We start from the raw sequence: 13,674 nt of genomic DNA, 5'->3' as shown, positions 1-13,674 counted from the left end.
CGATCTGCCGGGGGAGCGGCGTCGAATGCTCAGCGGTGCCGCGGCCGCTCGGGATCGAGCCCCATACGGATGCGCGTGCGCTTGCGCTCCACGATGATGAACACCGTACCGAGCAGCCAGAGCGGGATCGGCGCGAGGAAGGCGATGCGGAACGCGTCGAGCGAATAGGTCTCGGGCGTTCCGGCGCCCTGCAGATCGAGCGCCAGGCCGATGAGGAAGATCGCGATCAGGGCCGCGATGAATCCGCCCGCGTTGGTCACCCCGGTCGCGGTGCTGAGCCGGTGCGAGGGGTTGTGGGTGCGGGCGTGGTCGAAGGCGATCATCGACGCCGGTCCGCCCGTCGCGAGGGCGACGGCGAGCACCACGAGCAGCCATGCCGGCGCCGGACCGGGAAGCGCGATCACGACGCACCACGCTACGAGCTGCACCCCGACCGCGGGGAGCACGAGCGCGAGCGAGCGGTGGTTCGGGAGACGCCGCGACAGATCGCCGATGAGGGGACCGAGAATCATGCCCGCCACGACGTACACCGAGATGAGGCCCGCCGCATGGGCGGGGGTAAGCCCCTGGGCCGCGGTGAGGAACGGCATGCCCCACAGCAGCACGAACGCCGTGCCCGCGAAGGGCGTCGTGAAGTGCGACCAGAACGCCAGCCGTGTTCCGGGATGCGCCCAGGCAGCACGGATGCCGACGCCGGTGTCGATCGCCGACGTGACCACACGTACGACACCCGTGTCGGTGTTCACCGAGACGTCGGCGTCGCGATCGGGCGGACGGTTGCGGATGACGACCGCGACGAGCACCGTGAAGAGCGCGCCGAGACCGGCGATGCTGCCGAACGTAATCGTCCACGAGGTCGCGTGCAGCAGCGCCGCGACCGGCACCAGGGCCACCAGCTGACCCGCCTGGCCGATGATGCCGGTGAACTGGACCATCAGCGGTCCCCGTTGAGCCGGGAACCAGAGGGCCACGAGGCGCAGCACGGCGGGGAAGACAGCGGCATCGCCGGCGCCGAGCAGGATGCGGGCGATGATCGCGATGCCGATGCTGGGGGAGAATGCCATGGTGAGCTGCCCCGCCGCCATCAGGAACATGCCGATGGTGATGATCGGGCGCGACCCGTACCGGTCGAGCAGCAGACCGATCGGGATCTGCATGCCGCCGTACACGGCGAGCTGCACGACCGCGAAGAGTGCGAGGGTCGAGGCATCCGCCTGGAATCGCTCGGCCGCATCGACACCGACTGCGCCGAGCGAGGTGCGGTTGGTGATCGCCAGCACGTAGGCCGCGACGCCCACCGACCAGATCGTCCATGCCCGCCACCCCGGTCCGGATTGGGGAGAGGAGGAGAGGGCGCGCACCTCTCCACGCTACTCGCGTCTCGACACACTGCGGGCCCCGCCGTGCGAAGACGACGGGGCCCGCGAGGCCTTCGTAACCGAGTGTCAGCCGGCGGCGCAGAGCTGCGACATCGCCTGCGTCGACTCCTGGATGTCGGTGCCGAGCGTACCCACCTCGGACGCGGCGGAGGTGTCCTGGTCGATCAGGACGCGCTGGAGGAGGTCGCGGAGCTTGACGAAGTCCTCGTGCACGGCCGTCACGCCGTCCTTGACCTCCTGGTTGGTGACCGACTCGGCCGCTGCGCCGATGGCGTCCGCGGTCTCGGTCAGCTTGGCGACGGTGCCCTGCGGGTCCGCCGTGGCCGCGTTCACGTCGAGCGAGGAGAGCTCGGTCGCGACGCCTACGATCTGCGAGTTGACCTCGGCGCACGCGTCGGCGACCGACTGGCCGGAGCTGCTCTCCGTCTTCTCCGGGGCGGAGGAGGCCGCCGACGACGAGGACGTCTCCTTCGGCTCGGCGTCGCTCGATCCGGAGCAGCCCGCAAGACCGAGCACGGCGACGGCGGCGATGGCGAAGGCGGCGATCTGTCGTTTCATTCTTCCCCCAAAGGTGAGCCGGTGATCCGGCATGAGTGGTGAACCGCGTGCCAGTCAATCACATGCGGCAACCAGGAGTGAGGGGAACAGTACCGCCGGGCCAGGGTTGACCGGCAAACGGCTTGTTCCGCTCCGCGCTCTGAGCGAGAAGGCGGGAGGTGCGGGGAGGACTATGAGCCGGGTCTTCGATTTAAACTGACATAATGTGCATTATCGGTGATTATCCGATGATGCGAACTGAAGGTCGCGGCAGCGCTCACGCGCCGACGTAAGCGGCGAGATGCTCAGCCGTGAGCGTCCCGCCGTCGGCGACGAGTGCTCCGGGCGTTCCCTCGAACACGACGCGTCCGCCGTCGTGCCCGGCGCCCGGTCCGACATCGATGATCCAGTCGGCGTGCGCCATGACCGCTTGATGATGCTCGATCACGATGACCGTCTTGCCGGCGTCGACGAGCCGGTCGAGAAGTCTGAGGATCTTATCGACGTCTGCCAGGTGCAGGCCGGTGGTCGGCTCGTCGAGCACGTAGACGTCTCCCTGCCCGCCCATCTGGATCGCGAGTTTGATGCGCTGCCGCTCGCCACCCGAGAGCGTCGACAACGGCTGCCCGAGCGACAGGTAGCCCAGCCCCACGTCGTCGAGCCGCTGGAGGATGGCGGCCGCAGCGGGCAGAGCGGCTTCGCCCTCGGCGAAGAACGCGCGCGCTTCCGCGACCGGCAGATCGAGGACCTCGGTGATGTCCTTCCCGCCGAGCTTGTACTCGAGCACCGCTGCCTGGAACCGTTTGCCGCCGCAGTCTTCGCAGGGCGTCTCGATCGTGTCCATGAAACCGAGTTCGGTGATGGTGACGCCCGCGCCCTTGCAGGTCGGGCACGCCCCTTCGGAGTTCGCGCTGAACAACGCCGGCTTGACGCCGTTCGCCTTCGCGAAGGCCTTGCGGATCGGTTCGAGCAGGCCGGTGTAGGTGGCCGGATTGCTACGGCGCGACCCCTTGATCGCCCCCTGGTCGATGGCCACGACACCGTCGCGCTTCGACACGGAGCCGTGGATCAACGAGCTCTTGCCCGACCCCGCGACGCCGGTCACGACGGTGAGCACGCCGGTGGGGATGTCGACGTCGACGTCCTTCAGGTTGTGCGTGGACGCGCCGCGCACCTCGATCGCTCCGGTGGCCGAGCGCACATCCTCTTTCAACTGCGCTCGGTCGTCGAGATGCCGTCCGGTCAGCGTGCCGCTGTCGCGCAGCCCCTCGACGGTGCCCTCGAAGCAGATCTCTCCCCCGCCGCTTCCCGCACCCGGCCCCAGATCGACCACATGATCGGCGATGGCGATGGTCTCCGGCTTGTGCTCCACCACCAGCACCGTGTTGCCCTTGTCCCGGAGCTTGCGCAGCAGCCCGTTCATCCGCTCGATGTCGTGCGGATGCAGGCCGATCGTCGGCTCGTCGAACACGTAGGTCACGTCGGTCAACGACGATCCGAGGTGGCGGAGCATCTTGATGCGTTGCGCCTCTCCCCCGGACAACGTGCCCGACGGTCGGTCGAGGCTCAGATACCCGAGGCCCAGCGTCACGAACGCGTCGAGATTCGCGGAGAGGGCCTCGAGCAACGGAGTCGCGCCCGGGAGCCGCAGTCCACGCACCCACTCTGCGAGATCGGTCACCTGCATGCGACACGCGTCGGCGATGCTGACGCCGTCGATCTTCGACGATCGCGCTCCCTCGGTGAGTCGGGTTCCGTCGCACTCGGGGCATACCGCGAACGTCGCGGCGCGTTCGACGAAGGCCCGAACGTGCGGCTGCAGCGCATCGAGGTCTTTCGAGAGCATCGACTTCGTGATCTTCGGGATGAGCCCCTCGTAGGTCATGTTGATGCCCGCGATCTTCACCTTGGTGACCTCGCCGTAGAGGAAGAGGTGTCGCTGCTTCTCGGAGAACTCGGCGATCGGCTTGTCACTCGGATAGAACCCCGACTGCGAGAAGCCCTTCACCATCCATCCGTCGGCCGTGTACCCGGGAACCATGATCGCGCCCTCGTCGAGCGACTTCGACTCGTCGACCACCTGGGTGAGGTCGATGTCGGACACCGCTCCCCTGCCCTCGCACCGCGGGCACATGCCGCCGAGGTAGATGGCATCCTTCACGATCTTCTTCTCGCCGCCGGGCCCGGTCATCACGCCGCTGGCGCGCTGCGTGGGGATGTTGAACGAGAAGGCGGTCGGGCCGCCGATGTACGGGGTACCCAGCTTGCTGAAGAGGATGCGCAGCATGGCGTTCGCATCGGTCACGGTGCCGACCGTCGATCGGGGGTTCGCGCCGAGCCGCTCCTGGTCGACGATGATCGCGGTGGTCAGCCCCTCGAGAACGTCGACGTCTGGTCGCGGCACCGACGGCATGAACCCCTGCACGAAGGCGCTGTAGGTCTCGTCGATCATGCGTCGGGACTCCGCGGCGATGGTGTCGAACACGAGAGAACTCTTGCCCGAGCCCGAAACCCCGGTGAAGACGGTGAGGCGGCGTTTCGGGATGTCGACGCTCACCTCGCGGAGGTTGTTCTCGCGCGCACCCTGCACGCGGATGATGTCGTGGGCGTCGGCGGGGTGGGCTGCGGCGGTCATCGGCATCCTTCGGGACGGGTCGGCAGCGGGATGCCGACGGTCGAGAGCAGTCGCGGGGAGCGGCGGCTTCACGGTACACGGTGCATCCGACACTCACCAGCGCTACCCTGTCACCACCACAGGGTTCTCCCAGAAAGGATCCCTCATGTCCGAATCCCCCACCGGCAGCGGCTCGCTGCTCAAGTCCATACGCATCACTCTCGCGGTGTCCGGGGCGCTCGCGCTCATCGCCGGGATCGTGCTGCTGATCTGGCCGATCAAGACCGCCGAGATCATCACGGCGATCTTCGCCTTCTACCTCGTCGTCGCCGGCCTGGTGTACATCGGGCTCGGTATCTTCACGGGCGGCAGGGGCGGCTGGTCGCGCGTCGGCCATATCGCGCTGGGCTTGCTCTACGTCGTGGCGGGCGTCATCGCCTTCGTCAATCTCCAGGCCGCCGCGGCGACCCTCGCGCTGGTGGTCGTGATCTTCATCGGCATCAGCTGGATCGTCGACGGCGTCGTGTCGTTGAGTCTGCTCGGGCACGACGGGTCGAAGGTGTGGACGCTGCTGTACGCGGTGCTCAGCATCGTCGCCGGCGTGTTCGTGCTGTTCTCGCCGCTGGTCGCCGGACTCGCGTTCTGGCTGCTGCTGGGCATCTCCCTGGTGGCGCTCGGCATCGTGCAACTCGTGCGAGCGATCACTCTCGGCAAGGAAGCCCGAACGATCCGTTCCACGGCGCCGCTGCGCTGACCGCCCCGCGAAGCGCGACGGCCCCGCTCTCCCGGAGGAGGCGGGGCCGTCGTCTCGAGATCACTCGGCGGCGAAAGCGCTGACGTCACCCACCAGACGGGTGTTGTCGGCCGGCACCGGGTCGACCGCGGCGCGGGCGACCTCGGCCGCGAACTCCGACACGTTGTAGAGCTTGCCCGCGGACTCGCGTCGCTCTGCGATCGCGCCGGGGTTGGCACGCTCCAGCAGCGTCGCGGTGATGGTGCCCTCGATCATGTCGCCCGAGACCACCGTGAAGCCCACGCCCTGCTCGGCGAGACCGGGGATCAGCTCGCGCAGGGCGTCTTCGCCCGCGCGCTTCGAGAGGGCGACGGGCTCGTACTCGGGCATCGTCGGCGTCGTGCGGATGAAGTGGGCCTGGTGGCTCGTGACGAAGACCACCCGAGCTCCGTCGGAGAGCAGCGGACGCGCGGCCTCCAGCACCGAAAGCTGTGCGTCGCGGTTGAGCGTGAGGGCGTAGTCCTCGGCCATCCCCGACTCCATGCCGCCGGACGCGTTCAGCACGAGCACGTCGAGCCGGCCGTATTCGGCGCGGACGGCCTCGAACATCTCGGCAACGGATGCCGGATCGGTCAGGTCCGCTCCCACGACGAGCGCACGGCGTCCGAGCTCGCGCAGCTCGGAGGCGAGCTTCTCGGCACGCGGCGCCTTGTTGCGGAAGTTGATGACGACGTCGGCACCGGCCTGCGCGAGATACCGGACGGTGTCGGCTCCGATCCCCCGCGACGAACCGGTGACAAGGGCGACCTTGCCGTCGAGGGAACCTGCGGGAAGAACGTCGGACACGGTGACTCCTCAAGATGCGTGGCGCGCCGCGATGGCGCGGTGTTCCAGCCTAGCAAGGGCGCCACGGCAGCCCTCGGGCCGCAGCACCCGCGTGATAGGTTGACCGAAAGGAGGCCGCATGGACACCATGTCGACATTCGCGCAGTTCATCGACCAGTGGGCCTGGATCGGATGGCTGGTCCTGATCGCCCTCTTCCTGGTGATCGAGATGCTGACGCTCGACTTCACCTTCCTGATGCTCAGCTTCGGAAGCGCGGTCGGACTCCTCACAGACCTCGCCGGAATCCCCTTCTGGGCGCAGGTGATCGTCGCCGCAGCCGCCGCGGCGCTCTTCATCCTCTTCCTCCGCCCGCCCCTCCTCCGACGGCTGCGCCGCGGGGAGGATCCGACGAAATCGAACGTCGACGCGCTCCTCGACCTGAGGGGGATCGCCCTGCACGACATCACGCAGATCTCCGGGCAGGTGAAGCTGAGCAACGGCGACACCTGGACCGCGCGCACCTCCACGCCCGTCGCCATCCCGCAGGGGGCGCCCGTCGCCGTCAGTGCGATCAACGGAGCCACCGCCATCGTCCGTCCCGTCAACGACTAGGAGACATCTGTGAACGACTCCTCGTTCATCCCGACCGCGATCCTCTGGATCCTCGCGATCGCGGTCATCATCTTCGTGGTGGTGACCGTCGCCCGCGCGATCCGGATCATTCCTCAGGCCACGGCCGGAGTGGTAGAGCGCCTCGGCCGCTACCACAAGACCCTCACGCCGGGTCTGAACATCCTCGTGCCGTTCATCGACCGCCTGCGGCCGCTGATCGACATGCGCGAGCAGGTGGTCTCGTTCCCGCCGCAGCCGGTCATCACCGAGGACAACCTCGTCGTCTCCATCGACACGGTGGTCTACTTCCAGGTCACGGATGCACGAGCGGCGACCTACGAGATCGCCAACTACCTGGGTGCCGTCGAGCAGCTCACGACCACGACGCTCCGTAACGTCGTCGGTGGACTCAACCTCGAAGAGGCACTCACGAGCCGCGACAACATCAACGGTCAGCTGCGCGTCGTGCTCGACGAGGCGACCGGCAAGTGGGGCATCCGCGTCGGACGCGTCGAGCTCAAGGCGATCGACCCGCCCGTCTCGATCCAGGACTCGATGGAGAAGCAGATGCGCGCCGAGCGTGATCGTCGCGCCGCGATCCTCACCGCCGAGGGCACCAAGCAGTCCGCCATCCTCGAAGCCGAAGGTATGCGGCAGGCCGAGATCCTCCGCGCCGAGGGTGACAAGCAGGCCGCCGTGCTCCGGGCGCAGGGTGAGGCCGAGGCCATCCAGAACGTCTTCAGCGCCATCCACCAGGGCGCACCCGACGAGAAGCTCCTCGCCTACCAGTACCTGCAGATGCTCCCCAAGATCAGCGAGGGGCAGTCCAACAAGCTGTGGATCATCCCGAGCGAGCTCACCGAGGCGCTCAAGGGCATCGGCAGCGCCTTCACGCCGAAGCCCGGTCAGCCCGGGGCGACTCCTCCCCCCGGCGTGTGACCCACCCGTACTTCGAGAAGACGCGGCACCCCCGAGTCCTCGCTCATCGCGGTCTCATCACTGCGGCGGGTGAGGCCTCCGGCGTCTGGGAGAACACGGCGGCGGCGTTCGCCGCGGCGCAGGCGGCGGGTGTCGAGTTCATCGAGACCGACTGCCGGGTCACCGCCGACGGCGACGTCGTGCTCTTCCACGACGAGACGCTGCAGCGCCTGACCGGCGACCCGCGCCCGATCCACACCATCCGCACCCGAGAGCTGAGCCGCGTCTTCGAGGCGCACGGCGGCATCCTCACGGTCGCGGAGGCTCTCGACCTGTTCCCGTCGACGCGGTTCAACATCGACGTCAAGACACTCGCCGCGGCCGCTCCCCTGGGCCCCGTGCTGGCCGAGCACACGCACCGCACGCTGGTGACGAGCTTCGCGGACCGCAATCGACGCGCGACGGTCGCCGCCGTGCTGCGAGCCGGCGCGGGGATGCGACCCGCCACCTCCGCCGGTCTCCGGACCATCGCCGCGGTGCGGGCGGCGAGCACCGTGCGCCTCTCCCCCGCACGCATCCTCCGGGGGATCGACGCCCTGCAGATCCCGGAACGTCGCGGCCCCCTCACCGTCCTCACACCCGCGCTGCTGCGTGCCGCCCGCTCCCGCGGGGTCGAGGTGCACGTCTGGACGGTGAACGATCCGTCGGAGATGCGACGCCTCGTCGCTGTCGGCGTCGACGGCGTCGTCACCGACCGCGCGGACGAGGCTCTCTCCGTACTCGCGCGCGAATAGTCGCCGGCGCTGAGATTCCGCTGTGAATCGCGTCAGGACACCGGTTGCGTGGATGAAGCGCACAGGCTGGAGCGTTATACCTGACAGCGACGAGAGGACCACACAATGGCAGATCGCAGCCTGCGCGGCATCCGACTCGGCGCCCAGAGCCTACAGAGCGAAGAGGGCGTCGTTTTCATGGAGCGCCGTGAGACCACCTACACCTGTGACACCTGCGGCCACGTCACGAACCTGATGTTCGCGGCAGACGCCGAGCCGCCGCAGACCTGGGAATGCCGCTCCTGCGGCGCCGAGGCACGACTCAACGTCGACGGCCAGGCCGTCACGCTCGAGGCGACCGATGAGAAGGCAGCCCGCACGCACTGGGACATGCTGATGGAGCGCCGTACGCGCGCCGAACTCGAGGAGCTGCTCGAGGAGCGCCTCGCCTTCATCCGCGCCCGCCGTGGCGCGGGAGAAGACCCGACGCGGGAGAAGATCGGCGCCTAACGGCGCCGGGCGCGCCACCACCCGACGACCAGCGCGCCCAGTCCGCCCCAGAGCAGCACCTGCTGCACCCAGGGGCCCAGCAGCACACCCGCCGTGAGGCCGGAGCGGAGCTCGACATCCTCGAGCATCGCCCCGGCCTCATCTGCGTCCAGGCTCGTCACGGTCGTGCCGTCGGGGCGGATGATCTGGCTCGTCCCCACCGTCGAGACGTTCACGACGCTGCGGCCCGTCTCGATCGCGCGCATGCGGGCGAAAGCGAGCTGCTGCAGATTCTCGTCCGTGCCCCGGAAGTCGGCGTTGTTCGTCTGGAAGACGAGCACTTGCGCCCCGTCGCCCACGCCCTCGTGGATCACGTCGTCGTAGATCACGTCGAAGCAGATCGCGAGCCCCACCGGCACCCCATCGACGTTCACGACCGGTGCGTTCGTGCCGGGGGTGTACTCCCGGCCGATCAGGCCGATGAGATCGGGGGCCAGCGCGTAGAAGAAGTCGCGATCGGGTACGTACTCGCCGAAGGGCACCGGGTGCCGCTTGTCGTGCGTCTGCTCCGCTCCCCCGTCCTGCGTCCACAGCATCGACGTGTTCCAGTACCGCTCGTCGCGCGCTGTCGCCGCATTGGCGAGCAACGGCGCGCCGATCCGCGTGGTGACCAGCGTCATCTGCCGCGCGAGCGTCTCATTCTGGAACGGGTCGGTGTCGAGTCCGCCCTCCGGCCAGACGAGCAGATCGATGTCCTCTCCGTAGAGCGGCTGCGTGGCCTCGGTCTGCGCGCGCACGACTGCGAACGGGGACCGCTCGTCGAAGTATCCGGTCGGACCGTTGCCCTGCACGGCTGCGATCCGCATCGATCCCGCTGCCGCGGTCGGGAAGATCGGCGTCGCGACGAGCAGCACCGTGATCGCCGCCGGGACGAGGAGCGGGGCGGGGCGGCGCCACAGACGCAACCGCGTCGCTTCGATCAGCATGGCGACGACGAGCACCATCAAGAACCCGAGTCCTCCGACCCCGACCCACGACGTCACCGGGGCGAGCGGGCTCATCGCCTGCGTCATGCCGATGCGCGCCCACGGGAAGCCACCGTACGGCCAGGATCCGACGAACATCTCGCGGCCGATCCAGAGCGCCGCGACGACGGCCGGCAGCACGAGCATCCGTCCCCAGACTCGGGGTAGCGCGCGCGGAATCCAGCGGTAGGCCAGGGTCAACGGAACGAGACCGAGCGCCGTCAGTCCCCCTTCGACGACGCTGAGAGCGGCCCAGGGCACGGGCCCGAGGTAGCGCGACGTCCACGACACCAGGAGCGCGTAGAACACGAGGCCGTACACGAGCCCGACGAGGAGCGCTCCGCCCGCCCGTCGCCCGATGAGCGACAGCAGGAGCAGGGCGACGGCCGGGAACGCGAGGATCCAGACGCCCGCCTCCGGATAGGAGAGGTCCATGAGCAATGCCGAGGCCGCCGCCGCCGGGAGAGCCAGCGAGAGCGGGAGCAGCGCACGGCGACGCGCGCCGCCTTCGTTCGATGCCATCGTCACATCGAGGAGTACGCGACGATGCCGCGGCGCACTCCGTCGAGGGCCACGCGCGCCGTGCGGGCGAGCGCTCCGTCCTCGGCGACGATCGACAACTGATCGAGCAGGTCGATGGTCTGCTTCGCCCATCGCACGAAGTCACCGGCCGCCATGTCGGCCTCGACGAGCACACGGTCGAGCATGCCGCCGCGCGCCCACGAATACATGGCACCGGCGAGCCCCGCGGCCAGCGGCTCGCTTCCCGGCAGATGGTGGTCCTGTTCGAGGTCATCGAGCTCGGCCCAGAGCGTCGACGTCTTCTCGTATGCCGAGCGGAACGCGCCGCGCGGCAGACCCCGCTCCCCCGCGTTCGCTTCGTCGCGCCGCGGTTCGTACACGAGGCAGCACGCCATCGCGGCCAGCGACGGCGCATCGAGACCCGACCAGAGCCCCTGCCGCAGGGATTCGGCGACGAGAAGATCTCGTTCACCGTAGATGCGACGCATCGTCCGACCCGACTCCGTGAGCGTCATGTCGTCGCCCTCGCGGCGCAGGTAGTCGAGCGTTTCGAGCACCTCCACCACGCGGTCGAAGACGCGCGCCACGGTTCCCGTGCGCGTCTCGATCTGGCGGCGGATGCGGTCGGTCTGACGCTTGAGCTTCCAGTAACGCTCCGCCCACCGCGCATGGGCCTCGCGATCCGGGCAACGGTGGCAGGGATGGCGCTGCATCGACGTGCGGAGCTGCTGGATGCGCTTCATCCGCTTGTCGCGCGCGCTGCGCGGCGCCTGCGCATCCTGACGGTTCTTCTTCTCGAGGTCGCTCAGCTCTCGACGGATCGTCGAGTACTCGACGAAGTCGCCGTGCTCGCAGGTCATCGACGCGCGATAACCGTCGAGGGACGCCTCGGCCTCGCGCACCTGGCGCGCGAGACCCACCACCGCACGGTCGGCTTGGAACTGCGCGAAGGACGACTCCAGCACCTCGCGCGCTCGCGCCTTGCCGAAGAGGTCGATCAGGTTGACCGCCATGTTGTACGTGGGGCGGAAGCTGGAGTTCAGCGGATACGTGCGCCGCGAGGCGAGAGCAGCGACGGCCTGCGGGTCCATGCCCTCGGTCCACTGCACGACCGCATGCCCCTCGACGTCGATGCCCCGGCGCCCCGCACGGCCGGTGAGCTGCGTGTACTCGCCCGACGTGATCGCGACCCTGGCCTCGCCGTTGAACTTCTCCATCTTCTCGAGCACCACTGTGCGGGCCGGCATGTTGATGCCGAGCGCGAGGGTCTCCGTCGCGAAGACGACCTTGACGAGCTTGCGCTGGAAGAGTTCCTCGACGACCTCCTTGAACGCCGGGAGCAGTCCGGCGTGGTGCGAGGCGACCCCGCGTTCGAGGTTGTCCAGCCACTCCCAGTACCCGAGCACCCCGAGATCCTCCTCCTGGAGAGTGCGGGTGCGCTCCTCGACGATCGAGCGGATCTCGTTGCGTTCGTCGACCGTGGTGAGCCGCACGCCCGAGCGCCGAACCTGCTGCACGGCGGCGTCGCAGCCCACGCGGCTGAAGATGAAGAAGATCGCCGGGAGCAGGTTCGAACGCTCCAGCAGCGCCACGACGTCCGGACGGTCCATCCGCTCGATGCGGCGGGTGTTCGCAGGCCGCACCGGTCGCTGCCCGCCGCGCGGTGGCCGTTTCGCCTGACGTCCGGCGTGCCGGTTGCTCGCGTACGACTGCGCGCGGCGGTTGTTCTCGTAGTGCGATCCCGTGAACGAACGGATGCGCATGAGCTCCTGGTTGACCTGAGCGGTCGCCACCCCGGCACGATCGTCGAAGAGCGGGAGGAGGTCGTCGCGGACGAGCACGTGCTGCTCGAGCGGCACGGGACGGATCTCGGAGACGATGACCTCGGTGTCGCCGCGCACGGTGTCGAGCCAGTCGCCGAACTCCTCGGCGTTCGACACGGTCGCGCTCAGCGACACGAGCCGCACCGGGGCCGGGAGGTGGATGATCACCTCTTCCCAAACGGCACCGCGGAATCGATCGGCGAGGTAGTGCACCTCGTCCATGACCACGTAGCGCAGATCGCGCAGCGCCGCCGAGTCGGCGTAGATCATGTTGCGCAGCACCTCGGTGGTCATCACGACGATGCGCGCGTTGCCGTTGATGTTGGTGTCGCCGGTGAGCAGACCGACCTCGTCGGCACCGTACACGTCGACCAGCTCGCGGAACTTCTGGTTCGACAGCGCCTTCATGGGCGTGGTGTAGAACGCCTTGTCGCGCGGCGTCTGCATCGCAAGGTGGACCGCGAACTCGCCGACGATGGTCTTCCCGGCGCCGGTGGGCGCGGCCACGAGCACGCTGTGCCCGTTCTCGAGCGCATGGCAGCCCGCGACCTGGAAGGGATCGAGGTCGAAGCGCTGACGTGCGGCGAACGCCGCCGTCTCGGGATGCTCGGAGGCGCGGCGCGCGGCGGCGTAGCGCTCGGACGGTGAACTCATACGGCTCCCGGAAGCAGCCCCTCGGCGGCCTCTCTCTTGTGTCGGCGACGGTCGAAGAGGATCGACAGCCCCGCGGCGGCGAAGTACAGCACGACCAGGATGCCCGCGAGCAGCAGCATCGAGAAGATGTCGGCGGCCGGCGTGGTGATCGCCGCGAACAGGCAGGCGATGAGGATGGCGACGCGCCACCCCCGGAGGATCGCACGGCCGGTCATGACACCGGCGACGTTCAGCGCGACGAGGAACACGGGCAGCACGAACGAGATGCCGACGACGAGCACGAACTTGAAGATGAAGTCGTAGTACTGCTTCGCATCGAAGTAGTTGACCCCGCCCTCGGGCACGAATGTCGACATGATCTCGATCACGTGCGGGGCGACGAGCACGGCGACGTAGCACCCCGCGAAGAAGAGCGGGATCGCGGCGCCGACGAAGCTGAGCGTGTACCGGATCTCTTTCCGGGTGAGACCCGGCATGATGAACGCCCATACCTGCCACAGCCAGATCGGCGCGGACAGCAGGAAACCGATGGCCAGGGCGATGCGCATCCGCAGGTCGAAACCGGACGACACCGCGGAGAAGACGAGCTGGGCGAACGGCGTCTCGGTGGCACGCTGCTCATCGAGGATCCGGATGGGTTCGGTGATGAACCAGATGATGGGGTCGGTGACGAGGAAGGCCACCACCATGCCGACCGCGAGGCCGGCCACGGCGATGATGAGGCGTTTGCGCAGCTCGACGAGGTGCGCCGCCAGCGTCATCCGACGCT

12 protein-coding genes are annotated in these 13,674 nt (G+C 68.5%); 5 read left to right on the top strand and 7 right to left on the bottom strand.

The features are described 5' to 3' along the window. Window positions 1–29 precede the first annotated feature (29 nt). The 3 genes from RWS82_RS04730 to RWS82_RS04720 form a co-directional block, all read right to left on the bottom strand. Window positions 30–1,361: an MFS transporter gene (locus tag RWS82_RS04730; protein WP_314647401.1), complete on the bottom strand. Its 1,332-nt coding sequence runs from the start codon at window positions 1,359–1,361 to the stop codon at window positions 30–32. Between the two features lie 84 nt (window positions 1,362–1,445). Beyond that, a complete protein-coding gene (locus RWS82_RS04725; protein ID WP_314647400.1) occupies window positions 1,446–1,937 on the bottom strand; it encodes a hypothetical protein in 492 nt (163 codons plus the stop codon). A 256-nt stretch (window positions 1,938–2,193) separates the two neighbouring features. Continuing rightward, window positions 2,194–4,551 carry an excinuclease ABC subunit UvrA gene (locus RWS82_RS04720; protein WP_314647399.1) on the bottom strand — a complete coding sequence of 786 codons (2,358 nt, stop codon included), beginning with the start codon at window positions 4,549–4,551 and terminating at the stop codon, window positions 2,194–2,196. A gap of 145 nt (window positions 4,552–4,696) precedes the next feature. Here RWS82_RS04720 and RWS82_RS04715 point away from each other — a divergent pair, with 145 nt between their 5' ends. After that, complete coding sequence (locus tag RWS82_RS04715) at window positions 4,697–5,284, top strand: DUF308 domain-containing protein (RefSeq protein WP_314647397.1); 588 nt, start codon at window positions 4,697–4,699, stop codon at window positions 5,282–5,284. Between the two features lie 60 nt (window positions 5,285–5,344). Here the strand turns inward: RWS82_RS04715 and RWS82_RS04710 are convergent, their stop codons facing one another. Beyond that, window positions 5,345–6,109 carry an SDR family oxidoreductase gene (locus RWS82_RS04710; protein WP_314647395.1) on the bottom strand — a complete coding sequence of 255 codons (765 nt, stop codon included), beginning with the start codon at window positions 6,107–6,109 and terminating at the stop codon, window positions 5,345–5,347. Between the two features lie 118 nt (window positions 6,110–6,227). Between RWS82_RS04710 and RWS82_RS04705 the strand changes: the two genes are divergently transcribed. From RWS82_RS04705 to RWS82_RS04690, 4 genes are all read left to right on the top strand, one after another. Next, window positions 6,228–6,701, top strand: a complete 474-nt coding sequence (locus RWS82_RS04705) for an NfeD family protein (protein WP_314647393.1) — start codon at window positions 6,228–6,230, stop codon at window positions 6,699–6,701. Window positions 6,702–6,710: 9 nt separating this feature from the next. Then, window positions 6,711–7,640: an SPFH domain-containing protein gene (locus RWS82_RS04700; protein WP_314647391.1), complete on the top strand. Its 930-nt coding sequence runs from the start codon at window positions 6,711–6,713 to the stop codon at window positions 7,638–7,640. Then, window positions 7,637–8,413, top strand: a complete 777-nt coding sequence (locus tag RWS82_RS04695; RefSeq protein WP_314647389.1) for a glycerophosphodiester phosphodiesterase family protein — start codon at window positions 7,637–7,639, stop codon at window positions 8,411–8,413. Before RWS82_RS04700 ends, RWS82_RS04695 begins: the two co-directional genes overlap by 4 nt. Window positions 8,414–8,518: 105 nt before the next feature. Further along, window positions 8,519–8,902, top strand: coding sequence for an RNA polymerase-binding protein RbpA (locus tag RWS82_RS04690; protein ID WP_017202099.1), 384 nt, complete (start codon window positions 8,519–8,521; stop codon window positions 8,900–8,902). On the opposite strand, the gene lnt is transcribed toward RWS82_RS04690, so the two are convergent. Genes lnt through tatC form a run of 3 tightly spaced genes read right to left on the bottom strand, consistent with a single transcriptional unit; the run spans window position 8,899 to window position 13,666 of the window. Then, the gene (gene lnt, locus RWS82_RS04685; RefSeq protein ID WP_314647386.1) at window positions 8,899–10,428 is read right to left on the bottom strand and encodes an apolipoprotein N-acyltransferase; all 1,530 of its coding nucleotides are present in this window, start codon (window positions 10,426–10,428) and stop codon (window positions 8,899–8,901) included. The two genes, RWS82_RS04690 and lnt, sit on opposite strands and share 4 nt — an antisense overlap. Before the next feature lie 2 nt (window positions 10,429–10,430). Continuing rightward, window positions 10,431–12,905 (bottom strand): DEAD/DEAH box helicase, encoded by a 2,475-nt coding sequence (locus RWS82_RS04680; RefSeq protein WP_314647383.1) that lies wholly within the window; start codon window positions 12,903–12,905, stop codon window positions 10,431–10,433. After that, on the bottom strand, window positions 12,902–13,666 hold the full coding sequence (gene tatC / locus RWS82_RS04675) for a twin-arginine translocase subunit TatC (protein WP_314648192.1): 765 nt from the start codon (window positions 13,664–13,666) through the stop codon (window positions 12,902–12,904). Before tatC ends, RWS82_RS04680 begins: the two co-directional genes overlap by 4 nt. Window positions 13,667–13,674 lie beyond the last annotated feature (8 nt).

It is taken from the genome of uncultured Microbacterium sp. (genome assembly GCF_963528945.1).
Classification (GTDB): domain Bacteria; phylum Actinomycetota; class Actinomycetes; order Actinomycetales; family Microbacteriaceae; genus Microbacterium.
The sequence above is the reverse complement of the archived record's forward strand: the minus strand, read 5'-3'. Positions and strand labels throughout refer to the sequence as shown.